The organism is Flavobacterium cryoconiti (genome assembly GCF_048158645.1).
Taxonomy (GTDB): domain Bacteria; phylum Bacteroidota; class Bacteroidia; order Flavobacteriales; family Flavobacteriaceae; genus Flavobacterium; species Flavobacterium cryoconiti.
In genome coordinates this window covers 248,025-269,810 of the sequence record NZ_JBLNKW010000001.1, presented here as the reverse complement: position 1 = coordinate 269,810, position 21,786 = coordinate 248,025, and the positions used below count along the sequence as shown (strand labels likewise).

General features: G+C 33.3%; 17 protein-coding genes. 7 read left to right on the top strand and 10 right to left on the bottom strand.

The features are described 5' to 3' along the window. Positions 1–354: 354 nt before the first annotated feature. The gene (locus ACM55H_RS01075; RefSeq protein WP_416834743.1) at positions 355–2,004 is read left to right on the top strand and encodes a DUF6377 domain-containing protein; all 1,650 of its coding nucleotides are present in this window, start codon (positions 355–357) and stop codon (positions 2,002–2,004) included. A 271-nt stretch (positions 2,005–2,275) separates the two neighbouring features. Further along, a complete protein-coding gene (locus ACM55H_RS01070; RefSeq protein WP_416834742.1) occupies positions 2,276–4,051 on the top strand; it encodes a glycoside hydrolase family 13 protein in 1,776 nt (591 codons plus the stop codon). Between the two features lie 157 nt (positions 4,052–4,208). On the opposite strand, the gene ACM55H_RS01065 is transcribed toward ACM55H_RS01070, so the two are convergent. The 6 genes from ACM55H_RS01065 to ACM55H_RS01040 form a co-directional block, all read right to left on the bottom strand. Then, positions 4,209–4,724 carry a hypothetical protein gene (locus tag ACM55H_RS01065; protein WP_416834741.1) on the bottom strand — a complete coding sequence of 172 codons (516 nt, stop codon included), beginning with the start codon at positions 4,722–4,724 and terminating at the stop codon, positions 4,209–4,211. 332 nt (positions 4,725–5,056) lie between these two features. Continuing rightward, entirely contained in the window at positions 5,057–5,446 is a 390-nt protein-coding gene (locus ACM55H_RS01060; RefSeq protein ID WP_416834740.1) for a Dabb family protein, read from the bottom strand. Positions 5,447–5,668: 222 nt separating this feature from the next. Further along, positions 5,669–8,152 carry a TonB-dependent receptor gene (locus ACM55H_RS01055; protein ID WP_416834739.1) on the bottom strand — a complete coding sequence of 828 codons (2,484 nt, stop codon included), beginning with the start codon at positions 8,150–8,152 and terminating at the stop codon, positions 5,669–5,671. 149 nt (positions 8,153–8,301) lie between these two features. Beyond that, positions 8,302–9,054 (bottom strand): LytR/AlgR family response regulator transcription factor, encoded by a 753-nt coding sequence (locus ACM55H_RS01050; protein ID WP_416834738.1) that lies wholly within the window; start codon positions 9,052–9,054, stop codon positions 8,302–8,304. Further along, positions 9,051–10,109: a sensor histidine kinase gene (locus ACM55H_RS01045; protein WP_416834737.1), complete on the bottom strand. Its 1,059-nt coding sequence runs from the start codon at positions 10,107–10,109 to the stop codon at positions 9,051–9,053. Before ACM55H_RS01045 ends, ACM55H_RS01050 begins: the two co-directional genes overlap by 4 nt. 424 nt (positions 10,110–10,533) lie before the next feature. Beyond that, a complete protein-coding gene (locus ACM55H_RS01040) occupies positions 10,534–11,298 on the bottom strand; it encodes a hypothetical protein (protein WP_416834736.1) in 765 nt (254 codons plus the stop codon). Positions 11,299–11,358: 60 nt separating this feature from the next. Between ACM55H_RS01040 and ACM55H_RS01035 the strand changes: the two genes are divergently transcribed. Further along, the gene (locus tag ACM55H_RS01035; protein ID WP_416834735.1) at positions 11,359–11,481 is read left to right on the top strand and encodes a hypothetical protein; all 123 of its coding nucleotides are present in this window, start codon (positions 11,359–11,361) and stop codon (positions 11,479–11,481) included. Between the two features lie 94 nt (positions 11,482–11,575). On the opposite strand, the gene ACM55H_RS01030 is transcribed toward ACM55H_RS01035, so the two are convergent. Both ACM55H_RS01030 and ACM55H_RS01025 read right to left on the bottom strand, forming a co-directional pair. Next, positions 11,576–11,818 carry a hypothetical protein gene (locus ACM55H_RS01030; RefSeq protein ID WP_416834734.1) on the bottom strand — a complete coding sequence of 81 codons (243 nt, stop codon included), beginning with the start codon at positions 11,816–11,818 and terminating at the stop codon, positions 11,576–11,578. Positions 11,819–11,924: 106 nt separating this feature from the next. Further along, positions 11,925–14,402 (bottom strand): glycoside hydrolase family 3 C-terminal domain-containing protein, encoded by a 2,478-nt coding sequence (locus ACM55H_RS01025; RefSeq protein ID WP_416834733.1) that lies wholly within the window; start codon positions 14,400–14,402, stop codon positions 11,925–11,927. Between the two features lie 154 nt (positions 14,403–14,556). On the opposite strand from ACM55H_RS01025, the gene ACM55H_RS01020 reads away from it, so the two are divergent. Beyond that, the gene (locus ACM55H_RS01020) at positions 14,557–15,303 is read left to right on the top strand and encodes an NUDIX hydrolase (protein WP_416834732.1); all 747 of its coding nucleotides are present in this window, start codon (positions 14,557–14,559) and stop codon (positions 15,301–15,303) included. A 177-nt stretch (positions 15,304–15,480) separates the two neighbouring features. Here ACM55H_RS01020 and ACM55H_RS01015 read toward each other — a convergent pair whose 3' ends face one another. Then, positions 15,481–16,434 (bottom strand): sugar phosphate isomerase/epimerase family protein, encoded by a 954-nt coding sequence (locus tag ACM55H_RS01015; protein ID WP_416834731.1) that lies wholly within the window; start codon positions 16,432–16,434, stop codon positions 15,481–15,483. Between the two features lie 407 nt (positions 16,435–16,841). Here ACM55H_RS01015 and ACM55H_RS01010 point away from each other — a divergent pair, with 407 nt between their 5' ends. From ACM55H_RS01010 to ACM55H_RS01000, 3 genes are all read left to right on the top strand, one after another. Then, positions 16,842–18,398 carry a type I restriction-modification system subunit M gene (locus tag ACM55H_RS01010; protein WP_416834729.1) on the top strand — a complete coding sequence of 519 codons (1,557 nt, stop codon included), beginning with the start codon at positions 16,842–16,844 and terminating at the stop codon, positions 18,396–18,398. A gap of 74 nt (positions 18,399–18,472) precedes the next feature. Then, positions 18,473–19,297, top strand: coding sequence for a KilA-N domain-containing protein (locus ACM55H_RS01005; RefSeq protein WP_416834728.1), 825 nt, complete (start codon positions 18,473–18,475; stop codon positions 19,295–19,297). A gap of 87 nt (positions 19,298–19,384) precedes the next feature. Further along, positions 19,385–20,662, top strand: a complete 1,278-nt coding sequence (locus tag ACM55H_RS01000; RefSeq protein WP_416834727.1) for a restriction endonuclease subunit S — start codon at positions 19,385–19,387, stop codon at positions 20,660–20,662. On the opposite strand, the gene ACM55H_RS00995 is transcribed toward ACM55H_RS01000, so the two are convergent. After that, on the bottom strand, positions 20,655–21,764 hold the full coding sequence (locus ACM55H_RS00995; protein WP_416834726.1) for a restriction endonuclease subunit S: 1,110 nt from the start codon (positions 21,762–21,764) through the stop codon (positions 20,655–20,657). The genes ACM55H_RS01000 and ACM55H_RS00995 overlap by 8 nt on opposite strands. Between the last annotated feature and the right edge of the window lie 22 nt (positions 21,765–21,786).

The window sequence follows — 21,786 nt, the reverse complement described above, 5'->3', positions numbered from 1 at the left end:
GTAAATAGCTTAATTATATTGGTTTAATAACATGTTCTCCTCTTTTTGACGAAAAAAATCGGTGTCAATTGCCCGCCTTATTTCTATTCGATTCACGAAAACGATTTCAAATATAATAAATAATGCGTCACATCAACACAATGAAATAAAAATATTTTTTTTAAATACTTTTAGAACTAACTAAAAATAAACATTTTAAGGATACTTTGTGTAAAATAAAAGTACTGTTTTAGAGGATGCTACAAACAAAAAATCTAGTATTACAAAAAGTGGTAACAAAAAGGAGTATTTGAAAACCAGTATTCCGTTAAACTGGTTTTTTAGTTATTTTTACATCCTTCTAATCAACCAAAAATGAATAAATTTTCAGCTTTACTTATTGCATTGATAGTGCCCATTTTTCTTTTGGGTCAAGTTAAAAACGATTCATTATTAAAAGAATTAGATAATACCGTCAATGAATATGGGGTGTATTTAAATCGAAAAGAGGCCGATATAAATAAACTTAAAGGGCTTTTAAACTATACCGCTACAGACCTGCAAAAATTCGATATTTATGGCAAATTATATGTTCAATATAAAGCATACCAGTCGGATTCAGCATTAATTTACGCTAGAAAGAGTTTATTAATTTCCCAGAAATTAAAAAATCCAGACAAAGTAAACGAAGCAAAATTAAACGTTGCTTCCATAATGGGAACTTTAGGAATGTATAAGGAATCCCTTGATATATTGGAAACAATAAACATCAATTTGACGCCAAATCTAAAGGGAAACTATTATTGGACGAATCGGATTATCTATGGTTATTTGAATGATTATGGCACTTCCAGTCAAGAAAAAAAGGAATATGGTGCGTTGACAAAAAAATACAGAGATTCGGCAATGCTCTATTTTTCGCCAAAATCTATAGAATTTGGTATTGCCAAATCAGACCAATTATTGGAACATGGGCATGCGGATCAAGCGATAGCATTGCTGCGTGTATTCTTTTCAAAAACCGCAAAACAAGATCTGGATAGAGCCGTTATCGCCTATATTATTTCGGAAGGGTATCGATTGAAAAAAGACAAAGAACAGGAAGAAAAGTGGTTGATTGTCTCTGCAATATCCGATTTACAATTGGTAAAAAAAGAAAATATCTCATTGCGTAAATTGGCTTTCATCCTTTATGAACAAGGCGATATTGACCGTGCTTATAAATACATCAAAAGATCATTAGAAGATGCTCTTTTTTGTAATGCGAAATTGAGAACTTACGAAATATCAAAAATGTTGCCCATTATCAATGAGGCATATGAAAATAAAAATGAAACCAACAGAACGCAGCTAATCATTTTTTTAATTTGTGCCAGTATCTTATCCTTGTTCTTATTAGTCGTTTTGATTCTGCTTTTTAAACAAATGAAAAAATTAGCGAATGCCCAAAAAGAAATAAGTTTAGCCAATACAAAACTGTCGGTATTGAACAAAGAATTAAATGAAATCAATGAAAGGTTGAATCAAACCAATGCAACACTTGCTGAAGCGAGTTTGTTGAAAGAAATTTATATTGGCCGCTACATGGACCAATGCTCCGATTACATTGCAAAACAGGAGGAATACAGACGAAAATTGAATGTAATGGCTACTGCAGGAAAAATGAATGAACTCGTAAAAGCAGTGAAGTCAAATACTCCTATTGAGAAGGAATTAAAAGAATTTTATACCAATTTTGACCAAACCTTTTTACAATTATTCCCGAGTTTTATTGATGAGTTTTCGAAATTGGTAGCAGACAAAGAGCTGCTTCATTTGAAACAAGGGGAGCTTTTAAACACGGAGTTAAGAATCTTTGCACTAATTCGTTTGGGTATTAAAGACAGTACAAAAATTGCAGAATTTTTAAGGTATTCGGTATCGACGATTTACAATTATCGGTCACAAATAAAAAACAAATCGGTAGGACCCAGGGAAGAATTTGAATCCAAAGTCCTTTTAATTGGTTCATCCGGTAAAAACTAAAACTGTTTACCTCGCGATTACCTGTTGAAAAGCAGTTTTTGTTGCATTCTTATTTTATAAATCTACCACTTTTTTCGAAGATAAATTAATTTTAAAACATTGATTTTCAATTAATTATAAAAAATATAATTTACTTTTTTTCTACCTTCAAAATTTTAAGCGAGGAAAGAATCTACTTTTACTATATCGAAATTTTTGAAATATAAGACAATGTTCCAACGTGTTTAATAAATCGATTTCGTCCAAAAAACCACTAACTAAAAAATTTAAAATGAAAGTAGTATTATCAAGGGGAATGGCCATTGCATTGTTTTGCTTTGGATTAGTATCAACAAACCCATCTGTAGCGCAAGAGAAAAAACCGACAATTGACCGCAAATGGTGGAAGGAAGCCGTTGTATATCAAATTTATCCAAGAAGCTTCAAAGACACTGATGGAGATGGAGTAGGCGATTTGAAAGGGATTATTCAAAAATTAGATTATATCAAAAGTTTAGGAATAGATGTAGTTTGGTTGAATCCAATTTACGGTTCACCAAATGCAGATAATGGATATGATATTTCTGATTATCAATCTATAATGAAAGAATTTGGAACCATGGAAGATTTTGATGCATTGTTGAAAGGAATGCATGAAAGAGGTTTAAAATTAGTAATGGATTTAGTTGTGAATCACAGTTCAGATGAGCATAAATGGTTTCAGGAAAGCAGAAAATCCCGAGACAATCCATACCGAGATTATTACCATTGGTGGCCAGCCGAAAAAGGAAAACCAGCTTTCCGTCCGGGTGCTTTTGAGGCCGATGGAAGTGGTTGGAGATATGATAAACAAACGGATTCTTATTATTTACATTACTTCAGCTATAAGCAACCGGATTTGAATTGGGAAAACCCAAAATTGCGTCAGGAAATTTATAGTATGATGAATTGGTGGTTTCAAAAAGGGATTGATGGATTCCGTATGGACGTGATTCCATTTATCGCAAAAGACACGACTTTTCCGGTGATTACTCAAGCCGATTTAGATAAAAACTACCAAGGACGTTGGGATGTTTTTATGGCCAGCGGACCTCATTTGCACGATTATTTAAAAGAAATGAATAAAGAAGTTTTGAGTAAATATGATGTAATGGCATTAGCAGAAGGTGCTGGAATGACGCTTAAATCAGCTCACGATTTTGTGGATGCTGATAGGAAAGAACTGGATATGGGCTATCATTTTGAAGGCACCAACTTAGGATATATTCCTGGTTATTTCAAAAAGATGAATCCAAATTGGAGTTTAGTTGATTTCAAAAAAATCTATTCTGACTGGGATGCTGTTTATGACCAAAAAGGTTGGGGAACCATTTATTTAGGAAATCACGATCAACCTAGAATGACTTCTCGTTGGGGAAATGACGCACCGGAATTTAGAGCTGTTTCATCAAAAATGTTGACCACATTTTTACTTTCGATGAAAGGAACGCCTTATTATTATAATGGAGATGAAATAGGAATGGTAAATGCCAAATTCAATAAAATTGAAGATTATAGAGATATTGAAACGATTGCAGAATATGAAAAAGTAAAAATTGCCGGTGGTGATTTAAAACAATTCATCGAAGATCAAAAAACAGGCGGAGCAAGAGACAACGGAAGAACTCCTTTTCAATGGGATAGCTCTAAAAATGGAGGCTTTTCAACAGCGGAACCTTGGTTAAAAGTAAATGATAATCATACTATTTTGAACGCAGCGGATCAAGAAAAAGATCCAAATTCAGTCTTGAATTACTTTAGGAGAATGACCAAACTTCGCAAATCGAATCCTGTTTTAGTATATGGAAAATACACTCTTTTAGACAAAAATAATCCTAATGTGTATGCGTACACTAGAGAATTAGATGGTAAAAAAGTGTTGGTGTTATTAAATTTTTCTACCAAAAATGCTATTGCAAATACAGGAATTAACTTAAAAAACGCAAAAATTTTGATTGATAATTATGCGACACTATCAAAAAAAGCTACTCTAAGACCTTATGAGGCTCTTATATTAGAGTTGAAATAACCATTAAAATTATACAAAACTTTTACGCATAGTAAGGGTTTTGTTTTCTTAAAAAAATGGATGTTTAAGTGTAACTAACGGCTTTAAACTGTAACCATTATTTTTATAATCAAAGCAGAAAGGTCTCAAGCGACACCTTTCTGCTTTATTCATTAATTTATACCAACAACAAAATCAACGTTAACACAACACCGGCAGCAGTGAAGTATAATCCTTTTTTGAATATTGATGTTTTGGGCATGAACATCCAGAAAGAAGATATAACAAAAAATAAAAGCGATAAACCAAAAAAGACATTTAAAAAGAATAAAGGATCTCCAGACCTTGCTTTATGCAGTTGAGTCATTTTTTCGATAGCAGCAGGAAGTTCTTTTGTTTTATAATCAGCTACTCCAGTTTTTTTGTTGTATGTTCCATCCTTAAAATAAACAACATCGCCTTCTTCACGATCCGCTTTAAAACCACGAATTTCTAACATTCGTCCTAAATCCTCTCCACTGGCATTGGGCTTAACCGTTTTAACTACTTGTTTTTCTTCTTTCAGAAAACCAGAATCTCTAAAAATTAATATAATTCCACTTAAGGCATAAACAGCCATAATTCCAGCAAGGAAAAAGCCTAAATAACGATGAACAATACGCATTGTTGTACTAAGAGTTTGTTTTTTTGACATACTTAAACAGGTTTTTCAAAAAAAAAGTATTAATTGATTTTATGTTAATTGTTAATAAAAATAGTGGGCTGATAAAAGAAATATCGCGACAAATCTATAATTATAGAAACGTTTGACAAAAAAAGAATTAAAAGGTTTAATCCCTTGGAGTAATTTTTTTTAAATAATTTTGTTATCCTACAAAAAAATCTTTTATCGTCAATCTGATAAAAACGTTTATTGGATTCAAAAACTAAAATTTGGGCAATAAATAGTCTTTTCAAGATTTATTTCTTGAAACTTTTTTATCAGTAATTTTACATAGATTGACAGCGCCCCAATTTCTTTAACAGTTACACATCTATAGCATCATAAACAACCACTTTTTCCCATAAATGAGAATGATTTTTTATAAACGCCTGATGAATCGGATGATCCTGATATACTTTTTGTCCGGCTTCATCATCAAAAAACATGAGTTCTGAAACACTCCAAGAAGTATCCACTACCTCACGTTTTTCCGTTGAAGCTAAAACGCCCACATGAATTTGGCGAATAGTTGGAATTGCCGCTAAGGTTTTCAAACCGGAAATCAATTGCTGTTTATCAGCTTCTGATTGAGGGTTCTTCAACCAAAAAAATACATGGTGCAACAAGGGTTTTTTCTTTGGACGCATTGCAAAGCCCATAATACCCGCAACTCCAAATAAAGCTGCAGAACCAATAAATCTTCTACGTATCATCAATTTATTTATTTTAAAAGGTAAATATCGAAATTTAAAAAATAAAAAATGACAAAAAAGCTCCTTTATTTTTTGGAACGGCTTCGCACAGAGCAATTAATGCCCTAAATTGAAGTTTTCTTTTAGATGTTTTTTTAATTCTAATAAAATCTTGCCTATAAAAAAAGGTTCCAAGCTACTATCTTGAAACCTTTTCGGGTGTTAGATCCACTTCTTATTGTATTATTTCATTGGAACGCCTCCCTGATTGTTTTGATCTCCTTCTTTAAGGTCATCATTAGTAACCCCTTTCTTTTTGGCTCCAGTGAAATTCATTGAACCAAAATTATAGCTGAATGTAATTCCAAAGGAACGGATTGGAAATTTAAAGGTACTGGTTTGACTGAATCCCTGTCCACTTGAATTTTGTTTGAATTCCAAATCCTTTTTAAATGGCGATACCATGTTAATTCCCAATGATGCCGTTTTGTTCCAAAATTGTTTTTTGACTCCAAATACCATTAAATTAAAAGCGGGACTGGTGCCTTGTAGCGTTTTCTTAGAAGAATTTTGGATTACAAAAGCTTCAGCTGAAATGTCGTTTTTTAATTGAAGTGTCCCACTTACAAACGCAGAATATTGTATGGAAGTGCCATTAGTGGATTGTTCCAAATTGTATACCCCGGTTGGGTCTGGTTTGTAAGTGAAGGCATTAAAGTTTCCACGTAAGGTTAATACCTTAAACGGATTTACGGAACCGAAAAAACTCATTCCAAAAGATTTATTGTTTCCAATGTTTTGATAATTGGTGATTGTTCCTGTCTCTCCTGATAAAGGTGTTGCAATACCTTCAATCAGGTCTGATGTATATTTATAATACGCCGAAATATTCAAGCTGCGTTTTTGTGAAAATGTGGAGTACCCAAATTCTACGGTTTGTGATACTTCAGGATCAAGGGTTGGATTTCCTTGTGTTTGTGCTTGAATATTTGATTTATTAATAAATGGGTTGAGGTACGTAAAGCTAGGTCTTGAAATACGTTTGCTATACGTCAATTTTAAAGAAGACGAAGCTGACAATGCTTTCTGTAGTGTGAAACTTGGAATAAATGTCCCGTAGTCAATTTTGAATGGACTTAAATTAGTTTGTAAGGCATTTGTAGGATCACCTTTGATGGCTGTGTTTTCAAAACGAGCACCTGCCATTACGGTAAAACCTTTGGGTAAAGTTAGCGTTCCTACTGTATAAAGGGACGCAACATCCTGGTCGTAATTGTATAAATTAGAACTGATAGGGTCAAAAACAAATGCATTTTGTGCATCAGGAACATAATTTTGGAAATCACTTGAAATCTTTCTGATGATTGTTTTACCTCCGGCTTCCAGTTTAAATTTTTCGGTTACCGGCAAGGTATAATCCAATTGAAGTGTGTATTCATTATTTGTTCCGTCATTATTTGCTTTTTGATTGGTATAAAAACTGGAATACATATTTTGATAATCTGTATTAACTAAACTATGGCTCCATTGCGATGAAAATGTAAGTTCGTGTCCCTCTTTTGCAAATTTATGGCTATAGTTAAGGTTCCAGTCAAATCCTCCAAAAGAATTTTTTGCACTGCTTTGTCCAGTATAAATGCTGCTGTTTGCGTTATTCAGATAATCCGTAAAGGTATTTTCACTCGTACCTGTTCGCTCAAATCCTCCGTCGTTATATCGGAAAGTTGTACTTAAACTGTTGAAAGTATTAAAGTCATATCCAGCTGTTACAGATGCTACGACACCACTACGTTTTACTTCGTTAGTACCTTTACTCGTGTGCAAACTGTTGGTAGTACTGTTGTTTAAAATTTGATTCGATTCGGAAGCGGACTCTTGTGGCCAGCCGTTGTTGAATCCAACATTTGCCGAAAGGCTGAAACGGTTTTTATTATAATTAATGTTGGCATTAAAGTTATTTTGTCTCGTGCCAATACCACCACTTACAGACCCACTTACTCCGGAAACATTCTTTTGTTTAGTGATAATGTTTATTATTCCGGCAGATCCCTCGGCATCATATTTTGCAGATGGTGAAGTAACCACTTCAATGTTTTTGATTTGGTCAGCAGGTATTGTTTTTAATACATCCGAAAGGTTGGCGGAAGTTGCCCCCGATGGTTTTCCATTGATAAGCACACACACATTTCCATCCCCACGAATGGATACTTTTCCGTCAATATCTACATTGACCATAGGAACTTTCTGCAATACATCCGTGGCATTACCGCCGCTTGCCGTCAAGTCTTTTTCTACGTTGTAAACAATTTTGTCAATCTTGTTCGTCACTTGTTGCGTTTTTCCGACAACAACAACTTCTTTCAACGTATTTGTTTCAGGACTTAGAATTACTTTCCCAATTTCAAGATCCAACTTTGCATCGGTTGTGATTACTGATTTAATAGTTTTGTCATTGTAACCAATAAACGAAATGGTAACGGTATAGGTCCCAGCTTGAATTTCATTCAATTTGAAATTTCCGGTAGCATCGGTCAAAACGCCCGTTATGGGTTTAGTAGAGTTGATTTTGTAAAGGCTTACCGAAGCATAATCTATCGGTGCCTTAGTTATCGAATCGATTACGGTACCAGAAATTTTTCCCTTTATGCTATTCGTTCCGGTAAAAGTTTGCGATTTTACAGATAAAACAGCAAAAAGTAATACGGTAATAAGGATGATTTTTTTCATTTTAAGATATTTTAAGTTCTGAATCCGTTAGAATTGTTTAAATAAATTCGTTTGGATTACGGTACAAAGCAACATCTTAATAGGAACATATACCAGCACATTCGACAGAGAGGCGGAGAACGTCGACGGAACTTTAGCAATTCAAAATTTTAAGCCCAGTCTTGGAAAAATTTTATAAAATTATCTTTGTATTGATCGGTGACAGCAATGGTAATTTTGTCAATTTGGACGGAATTTTTTGTAGCGGACTTTATTTTATCCAGAGATACAATATAAGACCTGTGAATTCGCATAAATTTATTTTCAGGAAGCTTTTCTTCAAGCGATTTCATACTGGTCAGCGACAGCAATGGCTTGTCTTCACTGAGCCTGAATACTTTCACATAATCTTTCATGCTTTCTATATAAATGATATCATCGACTGCGATTCTAACGAGCTGATATTCAAATTTCAGATAAATATAAGCTACTTCAGTTTCAGGAATTGGAGGACTAAATTTTCGAATTTCCTGTTCCGGGTTTCGGATGAGTTCGAAATAACCCAGTGCCTTTGCAACCGATTTACTAAAATCAACAAAACTAAAAGGTTTAAGAAGGTAATCAAGCGCATCTACCTTGTAACCATCAAGCGCATATTGGTCAAAAGCCGTAGTAAATATGATTCTTAAATTCCCTTTTACACGGTATTGTTCGACAATCTTTGCCAGTTCAATTCCATTTATGTCTGGCATTCGAATATCAAGAAAAATTAGGTCAATATCCTGTTCATGGATTGCTTTTAATGCTTCGATGGCATTCGAAAACTGTCCCACTAATGATAAGGATGGCGTTTGTTCTATATAAGAAACTATAATTTGTAGCGCCAGCGGTTCATCATCAACCGCGATACATTTTAATATCATGAGATTTGTAATTTTAAGATTACCGAGTATTCCATTTGAAGGGTATCTTCAGTAGTGATTAATTCGTACTTACCCGGATAAATCAAATCGAGTCTTCGGCGGGTATTGATTAAGCCAATTCCGTTACTTTCTTCTTTACTTAAGGTTTGATTTTCAAATATAGAATTGCGTACTTCAATTTGTAGAAATTTTTCGGACTGCTCAATTCCGATATAAATATAGCTTGGATAAATACCGCTAATTCCATGTTTATAGGCATTTTCGATAAAAGGTAAAAATAACATTGGTGCTACTTCAACATCCTTGATACTTGTAGGTTTTTCAAATATTACCTGCACTTTATCCGTTATTCTCAGCTCCATAAGTTTAAGATAATCGGTTACAAAACCTATTTCTTTACTTAGCGTTGTCAGGTTGTTTTTGGTATCATAAAGTACGTAACGCATCATGTGTGACAACGTATATATAGCTTCCCGTGCCGGTTGGTTTTCGGTACCCGCCAAGGCATAAATACTGTTCAGGATGTTGAAAAAAAAGTGAGGGTTGATTTGCGATTTAAGGAATGATAATTCCGAAGTGACTTTTTCTTTTTCAAGATTTTGACGCACTTGGGTTTCCGCTTGCAGTTTTTTGGCAACGCTTATCACTGTGCTTGCGCCCACCATTAGCAAGGTTATTATGATTTCGCTTAAATTTGAAATCAAAGCTCCATGCATATTGTCTTTTTTAGAAATTTTAAAATGCTGATTTAAAATGGCGTCAAGGTTTATGAGTGAGTTGAAAGTATCACTAATGTACAGAACCGATAGTGTCAGAAGGCATATCGCAATAAAGAAAAAACCGTTCCTGCCCTGAAATAAAAGGGTAGGAATGATTATTTTATAGGTAAGATAAAACACTATAATCCATATAACATACATAAAGATTTGTTTTATCCAAAATTCCATAGGAAAGCTGATATTCATATATAGCGGCATACTTTGGACTATAAGCAGTCCAAAAAAGAGTATAGCTTTTGAAAAAATCGAAATATCTTTAACTGAAAATGGTTTCATCAGGTACAATTTAAAAATAAATGTACGGAATATATTAAGTCCTAAAATCGAAATCGGCAGTTTCCTATAGAATATCGACAGATAGCCCTAGTTCATCTTAGAAAAATTGAAGCATTGAGATTAATTCGTGAATTGAGCCAGACATATAAATAAAAAAGTTTCAAGATTAACATCCTGAAACCCTTTATAGAAGTTGTCTTGTTGAAGAAGCTACAAATTAAACTCCTCTAATATATTGTATGATGTTTTTATAAACATTAAAAGTGACAAGCGGTTTGTGAGAAATATAAAGACTAATAATATAAGCAATTATTAATTTTTAAACATAAGGCAATCTTATTTCAATCTCCTTTTGTAGCTAACTGTATGGCAACTATTTCTGTATTACAGTGGTCAAATCTTTAATAAAAAAGGATAGGATTATTTAAAAAGCATAGGTTAGTGTTGCATTCCAAACGAAGTCTTTACTCGCCTTTATATTAGTGTCAATCACTTTATTGAAGAATACTGAAACTGAGATTGGATTGTCGACTTTTGAAACTGTAAACGTAGTACTCGAATAAAAACCATCGAGATCATTCATTCGAAGATAATACAATTGTGGACTTATCTTCATTCGTAAACTATTAGATACTTCAATATTTGAGACACCAGTATTAACGGTAACAAAATGCGTGTTTTTAATAGTCCCTAAATCAAAACCATGAGAATATAAATAATACATCCCCAAAGTTACGTTTTTAGAAATGCGGTAGGTAGGTACAACCTCTGTAGCCAGATATCTTTGACTTACAATATAATCACTTGTAACACCATCCTTAGTTAAAGGCATTGTTTTAAATACAAATGCAGGATGAGCACCAATATTCAATGAAAATTTATCACTTTTGTAGGCTTTATATCGCCCCCAAAAAACAAATGACCATGGCTTTCCTTCTAATGAAACTCGAAATTCAGGCTCAAAAGTTAGCCTGCTTGTTCCAAGCGACAGATTAACTATTGCCGCGGGTTTTCCTAAGCTAAATGTGGGTATGATAGAAATGCCATTATTAGTAACACTAATTGAGCCTTTAAGCTTTATATCGTCCTTTGTTTCGTTTTTTATATTGTTTGATTCTTGTGAAAAAAGAACCAATGTATTTGTGAACACTATTATTAATAAAAGAATTTTAATTGTATTTTTTTTCATGTTAATTACTTGAAATTATTTAAATAACACATTCATTTAAAATGCGTTGGGTTAATTTAAATGAAAAAGAAAAAAGCATGGTTTTTTTACAATGAATTTCAAACCAATACTTATGGGTATCAAAGAATTGAGATATTTCCTGACAGTCGTATTGTTTTAGATTCAAAATCAGTTTGCATTTAGGTATAAAAAGCCTGATAATACAATCCTATTAGGCTTGAAAGCTTTTATTAACTATAAAAAGAGATTAAGAAAAGCTATTTCAAATCTTTAATTCTTAAGACGATCTACTTGTCTTTATACAAATAATAAAATCAAAGCTAATACAAGTCCCGTTGGAAGCCCTTCTGTTTTTATAATCCGCTACACCAGCCTTTTTGTTATATTGTTCCATTCTTAAAACAAACAACATCTTCTCTTCACAATCCGTTTTAAAGCCAAGAATCTTTAGCATATGATTTAAATCATCTCCGCTAGCATTTGGATTAACTGTTTTAATAACTTGTTTTTCTTGTTTCAAAAAACTAAAACGGCACTTCGCTTTAGTTTTAAAAGCCTAACATTGCTGTTAGGCTTTTTAAGCTTTGTTTTTTTTCAAAAACTAAATCAATAATTGCATGCAAAAATTAATGTTTCAAGTCTACAAATTGGGCATCAGCAGCAAATGCAGCATTTGTTTTCTCTACCACTAATTCTTTTGCTAAAGAAAAAGCAGCTGTTTGTTTAATGTTTAATGACGATGTTCCAATAGCTACTTTATAAGAACCTGCTTCAGCAATCCAAGCATTTTTAGCAGTAACAAATGATGCTAAATCTTTAGGATTTAGTGTCAAAGTAATGGTTTGGCTTTCTCCAGGTTGCAATAAATTTGTTTTGGCAAAAGCTTTCAATTCAGAACTAGGTTTGTCTGTATTTTTAAAGGGAGCAGAAAGGTATAATTCTACCACTTCTTTTCCAGCGGTTTTTCCTGTATTTTTCACGGTTATTGTTGCGGTCATTTCATTGGCAAAAGCTTTAGCACTTAATTTCAAATTAGCCACATCAAAGCTTGTATATGATAATCCGTAACCAAACTCGTAGGATGGTTTCACATTAAAAGTGTTGTAATAACGATACCCAACATAAACTCCTTCTTCATACGTTACACTTGTAGGGTTTTCAGCAGGTGTTCCAATCCAGTTTTTGAATGAAGGCGTATCTGCATAATTTACCGGGAAAGTCATTGTTAATTTTCCTGATGGGGTTACTTTTCCTGAGAAAACATCCGCTACAGAGTTTCCTCCTTCTTGACCCGGTTGCCACGGTAAAAGGATAGAATCTACTTTATCTTTCCAACTGGCTGTTTCAATTACACCACCAATATTCAAGACTACCACCACTTTTTTTCCTTTGGCGTGAAAAGCAGCCGAAACCGTATTGATTAAGTTGATTTCATCTTGAGCTAAATTGAAGTCGGCATCTACTTTTCTATCATCCCCTTCACCAGCATTTCTACCTATTGTAATCAAGGCAACTTCAGATGAATTGGCTTTATTTTCAATAATTTCCTTGCTCAATTCCAGTTCTTCAATACGTTTTGGAGAAGCCATTAATCCGCCATTTTTTTCACGACGCTCTAATTCTTTGGCTTTTTGATCTGCTGAATAGGGTTTGTATAATCCCTCTAGGTCTTTATCAATTGAAAATCCTGAATTCGTTAATCCGTCAATTAATGAAATCGTGTACGCTTCATTTACATCACCACTTCCAGTTCCTCCTGAAATAAAATCATATGAAGTCACCCCAAAAACTGCTAATGGAGCCGTTTTAGAAGAAAAAGGCAACGCATTATTGTCATTTTTCAATAAAATAGTTCCTTCGGCTGCTGCTTGTCTTGTTACTTCAGCATTAGCTTTTAAATTTGGTTTCCCCGAATAGTTGTAATTGTTCATCGATGGCGATTTCATTACCAATTCTAGAATGCGAGTCAAATCTTTATTTATTACTGCGGCGGATAGCTTTCCGCTTTTCATATTGTCTAAAATCGCTTGTTTTTGAGCAGGCATTCCTGGCATCAATAAATCATTTCCAGCTGCTAATTGTGCTGTAACATTGCTCACGGCATTTGGAGAAAAAGGAGAATTTGCACCGCCAAAACCATCATAACCACCAAACCAATCCGTCATTACCAACCCTTTGAATCCCCATTCATCTCTTAAAACTGTGGTTAATAAATCTTTCCTTTGAGAAGTATACGTCCCATTAATTAGATTATAAGATGACATAATGGTCCAAGGTTGTGCTTCTTTTACGGATATTTCAAAACCTCTTAAGTAAATTTCACGCAAAGCTCTTTCGCTAATATGTGCATTTACACCCATACGGTTGCGCTCTTGATTATTAGCTGCAAAATGTTTAATTGAAGTTCCAACACCATTCGATTGAATCCCATTTACAATTGCTGCCGAAATTTTACCGGTAAGTAATGGGTCTTCCGAATAATATTCGAAGTTTCTACCACACAATGGATTTCTGTGAATGTTCATTCCTGGTCCTAATAAAACATCAACACCATATTCTTTCACTTCATTACCAATAGCTTTCCCCACATTGTTGATTAATTCCGTGTTCCAGGTAGATGCCAATGAAGTTCCTACAGGAAATGCCGTTGCGTAATAGCTGTTTGGGTCATTGTTTCGTTTTGGATTAATTCTCAAACCTGCTGGACCATCAGACACCACAACCGTTGGAATTCCTAATCGTTGTAAATCATAGGTTCCACCCGCTGCACCAGGAACTTTTCCTTGAAAACCTTCTGTTGTAAACTTAAAAGTTGCTACATCAAATCCAGGCATTCCAATTCCAATAAGCATGTTTGCTTTTTCGTCATCGGTCATTTTGCTAATCAAATCCTGAATTCTATCATTCATCGGAAGACGGTAATCTTCGTATTTATCTAATTTTCCGTTTTGGTTTAAATCAGAAAAGGTAAACCCGTCAATAGTAATTATGGGTTTGTCATTTGAATCTGTAACTTCAGGATGTTTATTCCAAGAAATCCCAGAAACAACTAATGTTGAAAGAAGCGATATTTTCGCAATTTTCGAAAAAGATAATTTTTTCATATGGTTTTTTAGTTGGTAATTAATATTGCTTCATTATGAAGCAATATTAATTATATTTTTTAATATTTGCAAAAAAGAAGTGTAAATTTTCATTATTGGTTTTTTATAAAAGAAATTACTTATAATAATTTAATTTTTATTAGAATTTATAACAATGGGGTTTAAAAAAATAATTGAAGAAAAATCAGATAAATCTTGGGGAATGTATATCCCAAATTTGTCTATTGACTGTGTAATTTTTGGATTTCACGATACTATTTTAAAGGTTTTGGTTGTTAAGATGAAGGGTAATAATCTTTGGGCACTTCCTGGAGGCTATATATTAAAAACCGAAAATATAGAAGTCGCCGCCAATAGAATTCTGCAACAAAGAACAGGTGCCAACAATATTTATCTGCAACAATTTCGGGTTTTTAGTGATTTGAATCGGTCTGAAGGATTTTTTGAAGAATTTGAAAATACCATTTGGAACAAACAGCGCTTTCTTTCCGTAGGATTTTATGCTTTAGTGGATTTTTCAACTGTAAATTTAGTGGTTGATGATCTTTCGGATGCTTGCGAATGGAAATCTGTCGATGAATTGCCACAATTGATGATGGACCATAAAAGTATTTTTGACAAAGCTTTAATTACACTTCGAAAACAATTGAATTATAAACCTATTGGTTTTAATTTGTTGCCAGAAAAATTCACCATGCCGGAAATTCAAAAATTGTATGAAATTATTCTGGGAAAAAAGCTAAATCGCGGGAATTTTTTTAGGAAAATGTTGCGTTACGATATTTTAATAAAATTAGACGAAAGCAGAAAAGGCGGTGCTCACAAAGCCCCTGATTTGTATAAATTTGATGTTGAAAAATACCAAATGGCATTAAAGAATGGTTTAAATGAAGGATGGTAAAATGATTTAATTTTAGACATAAAAAAGCCCGACATTGCTGTCAGGCTTTAAAGCTCCCTCTCTGGAAGAAAGTTGCGATTTTTATTTTGCGGTTATTTTGGTAATTCTTTTACCATTGGAGTTTCATCAAATTTTTATAATCTTCTGTGGTCCTGTAAATATAAGAACTTATATAAATTAAAGGGTCTTTAAATAATCAATACTTTTTTTCAATGCTATTTCAGGGGATTGTACCATATCTTGTTCCACGAAGAAATGCTCAACACCATTTTGTTTTGCAGCAGTAAGTATTGTAGGCAAATCTAACACACCTTCACCACATGAAGTCATGTAAGGAAAAAGACTAATCCATTGTGATGAATCGCCACCATCTCCTGCGAATCTTTTTGCTTCTTTCATGTCTTTTATATGCACCATTTTATACCTGTCTTTGTGCTTTTTGAATAATTCAACGGGATCTGCTCCACCGGCTATTGTCCAATAAAGATCCATTTCAAAATAAACTAAGCTAGGGTCAGTTTGGTCAAAAATAATATTTAATGGCATAACGCCATTCACATTGTTTAAACCATAACCATGATTGTGATATGCAAAACGAATTCCTTCTTTCTTGGCTTGAGCACCAATCGAGTTGAATTTTTCTGCTACTCGTTTATAGTCGTCTAAATTTTTTCTTTCAGCATCCGGAATGGAAGGAAGTACCACATATTTTGCACCGATTAAATGAGCGGCTTCCGCCAATGGACCCATATTATTTGATAGTGTGTCTAAATCAGTATGCATGGAAGGAATACTAATACCATTTGATTTTGCTGCCTTAAAAAAATCAGAAGCCGTTTTGTTAAAGAAGCCACTTCCTTTGAATCCTAGTTGGGGTGTAACAGCATTCCATGAAGCTTTTGCTTTTTCAGTACTGAATTCATAAGGACCAAAACATTCCACCTCTTTATATCCCATTTTAGCTAACATGGCAAAAGCACCGTCAAAGTCATTCTCTAACATTTTTGGTATAGAGAATAAACCCAAGCCCACTTTATTAATTAATGGAGTTTTAGCAAACAGTTCATTTGCGTTTACTAAGGATGCTACAGAAAATAGAGCAGTGCTTTGAAGAAATTGACGACGTTTCATAGTAAATAATTTAGGCCTCTAATTTATTCAATTATTTGGGAATAAAAATTATTTTATATAAAAGTGATGCCTTTTTTCGAAATTTAAAAATCAGGAAGCACTAATTTTTAGACATAAAAAAAGCCCGACATAGCTGTCAGGCTTTTAAAGTTTCCCTTATTGACATAGAACCAGAAGACTTTTGATAATTTGATTTCTTAAAAGTTCGAAAGACATTTTAGGAATAGAAATGCAATTACACCAAGAATCTTCATTAGATAAAATAACTTTCGAAACGCTTTAAACTTCAAACTAATTTTATATCGAAAAACAAAATACCAAAAAAGAAATGGGTATTTTAGCAGATATTTCGCATTTGAGATTTAAAATCCTTAAGGCAGAAATTAACAAATAATAATTTATTTAAAATGTCAGAAGACCAAAAGAAACAACTCGAACAACAGCTTTGGAATATTGCCAACACGTTGAGAGGAAAAATGAACGCAGATGAGTTTCGGGATTATATTTTAGGCTTTATATTCTATAAATATTTGGCTGAAAAAATGGAAATTTATGCCAATAACATTTTAAAGCAAGACAAAATACAATTTAGGGATATACAAGAAAATACCGAAGAAGGACAACAATATATCGAAGCCATCAAAGAAGCCTCTCTTGAAAAGTTAGGCTATTTCTTAAAACCTTCTGAATTATTCAGCGAAGTTGCCAAACGAGGCAATAGCGACAGCAATACTTTTATTCTCGAAGATTTACAAAAAATACTGACCAATATCCAGTTGAGTACGATGGGTACACAAAGTGAAGAGGATTTTGAAGACCTTTTCTCGGATATGGATTTGAACAGCAATAACCTTGGAAGAACAGCCGAAGCAAGAAATACTATTATTGCAAAAGTATTGATGCATCTTGACCAAATTGATTTCAAGCTGGGAGATACCGAATTAGATGTATTGGGTGATGCTTACGAATATTTGATTGGACAATTTGCCAGTGGAGCAGGAAAAAAAGCCGGCGAATTTTATACTCCGCAGGAAGTCAGTAAAATATTAGCCAAAATTGTTACCACAGGAAAAAATAAACTAAAATCAGTTTATGATCCCACTTGTGGCTCGGGTTCCTTATTGCTTCGTGTAGCAAAAGAAGTAGAAGATGTAAACAACTTTTACGGACAAGAAATGAACCGCACCACGTACAACCTTGCCCGAATGAACATGATTTTACACGGGGTACATTTTCTAAAATTCGACATCAAGCAGGAAGATACATTGGAGCATCCGCAACATAAAGGTTTAGAATTTGAAGCCATCGTTGCCAATCCGCCATTTTCGGCACAATGGAGTGCCAATCCCTTATTTACATCCGACGACCGTTTTAGCCAATATGGAAGATTAGCTCCAAGCAGCAAAGCCGATTTTGCCTTTGTACAGCACATGATTTATCATTTGGCAGAAAATGGCATTATGGCAATTGTTTTGCCACACGGCGTTTTGTTTCGTGGAGGAGCGGAGTTGCATATCCGAAAATATCTGATTGAACAGAAAAATTATTTAGACGCTGTGATTGGTTTGCCAGCCAATATTTTTTATGGCACCAGTATTCCCACTTGTATTTTGGTGTTCAAAAAATGTAGAGAAACTCCCGAAGATGTTTTGTTTATAGATGCCAGCAAAGGTTTTGAAAAAGTGAAGACTCAAAATATGCTGCGTGATGAGCATATTGACAAAATTGTGGAAACCTATCGTGACAGAACCATCATTGAAAAATACAGCCACAAAGCCACATTACAAGAAATTGCTAATAATGACTACAACCTGAATATTCCTAGATATGTGGACACATTCGAAGAACAGGAAGAAATTGACATTCAAGCCGTAATGAGTGGAATAAAAGAATTAGAAGCCAAACGAGCCGATTTGGATGTTCAAATTGAAGTATATTTTAAAGAATTGGGATTGGTAGTTTAGTTTTTAAAATAAAATATAAGAATAGTTTATCGTTTTCCTGACATCAGGAAGATGATATTGAAAGGAATAAACAGATGGCAAAAGATAGAAAAACAACTATTAATGTACAAGGAACTGAAATTATAATTATTTCTCAAAATGAGAATGATTTTATTTCATTGACTAATATGGCTAACAAATTTGGTGGTGATGATTTGATTTATAGTTGGATGCGTAATCGAAATACGTTAGAATTTTTAGGTATCTGGGAACAATTACATAACCCCATTTTTAAAGGTGGCGAATTCGAGACCTTTAAAAAAGAAGCAGGTTTAAATACATTTCATTTAACACCAAAAAAATGGATAGAAGCCACCAATGCAATAGGTATTCAATCAAAAGCAGGGAGATATGGTGGTGGAACTTATGCACATAAAGATTTGGCTTTTGAGTTTGGTTCTTGGTTAAGCCCTGAATTCAAGTTGTATCTTATCAAAGAATTTCAACGATTAAAAGACGATGAAAACAACCGATTATCATTAGAATGGAATTTAACAAGAACCCTTTCCAAAATAAACTACCGCATACACACCGATGCGATTAAAGAACACATAGTACCGCAAAGCATTACAAAAGAACAAGCTAGTTTTATATACGCCAATGAAGCTGATGCTTTAAATGTGGCATTATTTGGTAAAACAGCAAAGCAGTGGCGTGATGAAAACCCTAAACAGGAAGGTAATATAAGAGATTATGCCTCAATCGAGCAATTGCTGGTATTAGCCAATATAGAAAGTATGAATGCTGAATTTATACGAATGGAATTGCCACAAAACGAGCGATTAATCAAACTGAACCAAATAGCCATTACACAATTGAAATCGCTAATGGGAAACCAAAACATCAAGAAGTTAAAATAAGTAAATACCATTTTCCTGATATCAAGAAAATGGTACAAAATTTCATCAAATCCTTAATGTTTACCGTTAAGAAACAGAATAGCCAATATGCAAGAAAAATATAAGAGTATGAGCAATGTTCCAAATTATACAACGAAAGTCCCAAATAGAGGAATTTTCCCTAAACTTCGTTTTAAAGAGTACACAGGAAAATGGACAGAAACTCCTTTTTCTGATGTTGGAATATTTTTAAAAGGAAAAGGTATTTCTAAAGACCAATTAACAGAAGAAGGAACACGATGTATTTTATACGGCGAACTTTACACTAAATATAAAAATGAAATTATTAAAGAGGTTTTTAGCAAAACTTCTATAGACCCAAAAGGACTTGTAGTAAGTGAAAATAATGATGTAATTATACCTTCTTCAGGAGAAACTGCGATAGATATCGCTACAGCTTGTTGTGTGAATTTGGACAGCGTGCTTTTGGGTGGAGATTTAAACATTATCAGACCTCATAAAGACAACGGTAATTTTATCAGTTATCAACTCAATGGTAAAAGAAAACAAGATATTGCAAAAATAGCTCAAGGTTCTTCGGTTACACATTTGTATAATGATAGCCTTAAAAAGCTAAAAATATTTTTGCCAGAAGATAGAGATGAGCAAGACAAAATAGCAACTTTTCTATCTTTAATAGACGACCAAATTCAAACTCAAAACAAAATAATTGAGGAATTGAAGGTTTTAAAAAGTTCTATCAGCAAAAAGATATTTTCTCAACAGTTACGATTTAAAGATGATAATGGAAATAATTTTCCAGATTGGGAAGTAAATATATTAGGAGAGTTATGTAAAGTATATGATGGTACGCACCAAACTCCAAACTACGTTGATAATGGTATTCCTTTCTTTAGTGTAGAACACTTAACTGCCAACCAATTTAATAAAACAAAATATATTTCCGAAAAAGTTTATGAAAAAGAGAATAAAAAAGTAAAATTAGAAAAAGGAGATATTTTAATGACAAAAATAGGAAGTATTGGTGTCGCAAAATATATTAATTGGGATGTAAAAGCTTCTTTTTATGTAAGTTTAGCCTTAATTAAAAAGTCTATTGAAATTGATAATGAATATTTATGTCACTTCATTAATACTGATTTTTTTCAGTCAGAATTATGGAAAAGAACAATACACGTTGCTTTTCCTCAAAAAATTAATTTGGGTGAAATAAGCGAATGTTTAGTAAAAATTCCGGCACTTCTTGAACAAACTAAAATTGCGAATTTCCTTTCTTCAATTGACGAAAAGATTGAAGTTGAAATTTTATTATTAAACCAATTACAAAGCCAAAAACAGTATTTATTATCAAATCTATTTATATAAAAAGGTTCTGTAACAAGTACTTTTTTTGATTTTCATATTCGATTAATAACTGCTTTTCAATCTCGATTTTCTCATCTATTTGAGATAAAAAAGTGGCAATTTTGGTTTGCTCTTCTGTACAAGGAATTCCAAAATTTTCATTCTTATAATCTTTAAAATAGATGTGTGGAATTGTACTACCTGTTACATATTTTGTAAAATCGATATTACTTAACAGGTAAAATAAAAAATAAGTATTTGTATTAGCTAATGGTTTAATAATATCCATCGTTCCTAAAACAGAAGATTTTCCTTTGCAGTAAAAAAGCCTCCCAACACCGGCTCCATCCTTTACAATGCTTATGTAATCGTTTTTTTCTTCATAGAAATCAACTTTTTTTAAAACTCCTGAAGCGCCATAAATAATATATTCTCCAAAATTGTCTTCTATTTTGTTTGCTGAAATATTAGAGGATTTCTTTTCACAAATTTCTCCCAAACTCTTAACTTCCCAATCAGGGAAATCACTTCCATTATCATCCTTAAACCTTATTTTTTGAGTAAATAATTTTTCGCTTGTTGCCTTAATTAAGGTTTTCAGATTCTCAATTATTTTGCTTTGAGTTTGGATTCTTTCATCAATTAAAGAAAGGAAAGAAGCGATTTTTTGTTGCTCGGTTAAAGAAGGAAAGGAGAAAAAACCATTTTCAACGACATTCCAATCAGCTCTTGGCATTTTTGAACCACTGGATTGATTTGCCAAATCAATAAATGAATTAGTTTGAACTATTCTATACAAAAAATCATTTGAAATATTTTTCCCTTTTAATACCCAAATTTCAGATGAACATACACCATCAAATGGTGCTTGGAGATATTTTTTCAAATAAGGTCTCAATTTACCAAACAATACATCGCCTTCATTGAAAACATTTTTTATACTTCCTGATTTACTTCCATCTGTATAACCAAGTAATTGTCCCGTTTCTGTTGCTAAATGCTCCAATTCTATACATTTAATAGAATCTGTCGCATTAATTGGATTGTATTTTCCGGATTTATTGGACGCAACTTCCCCCAACTTCTTCACTTCCCACTCCCCATCAAACTCTGGAAATCTCAAATTTGGAACTATAACAATTAAG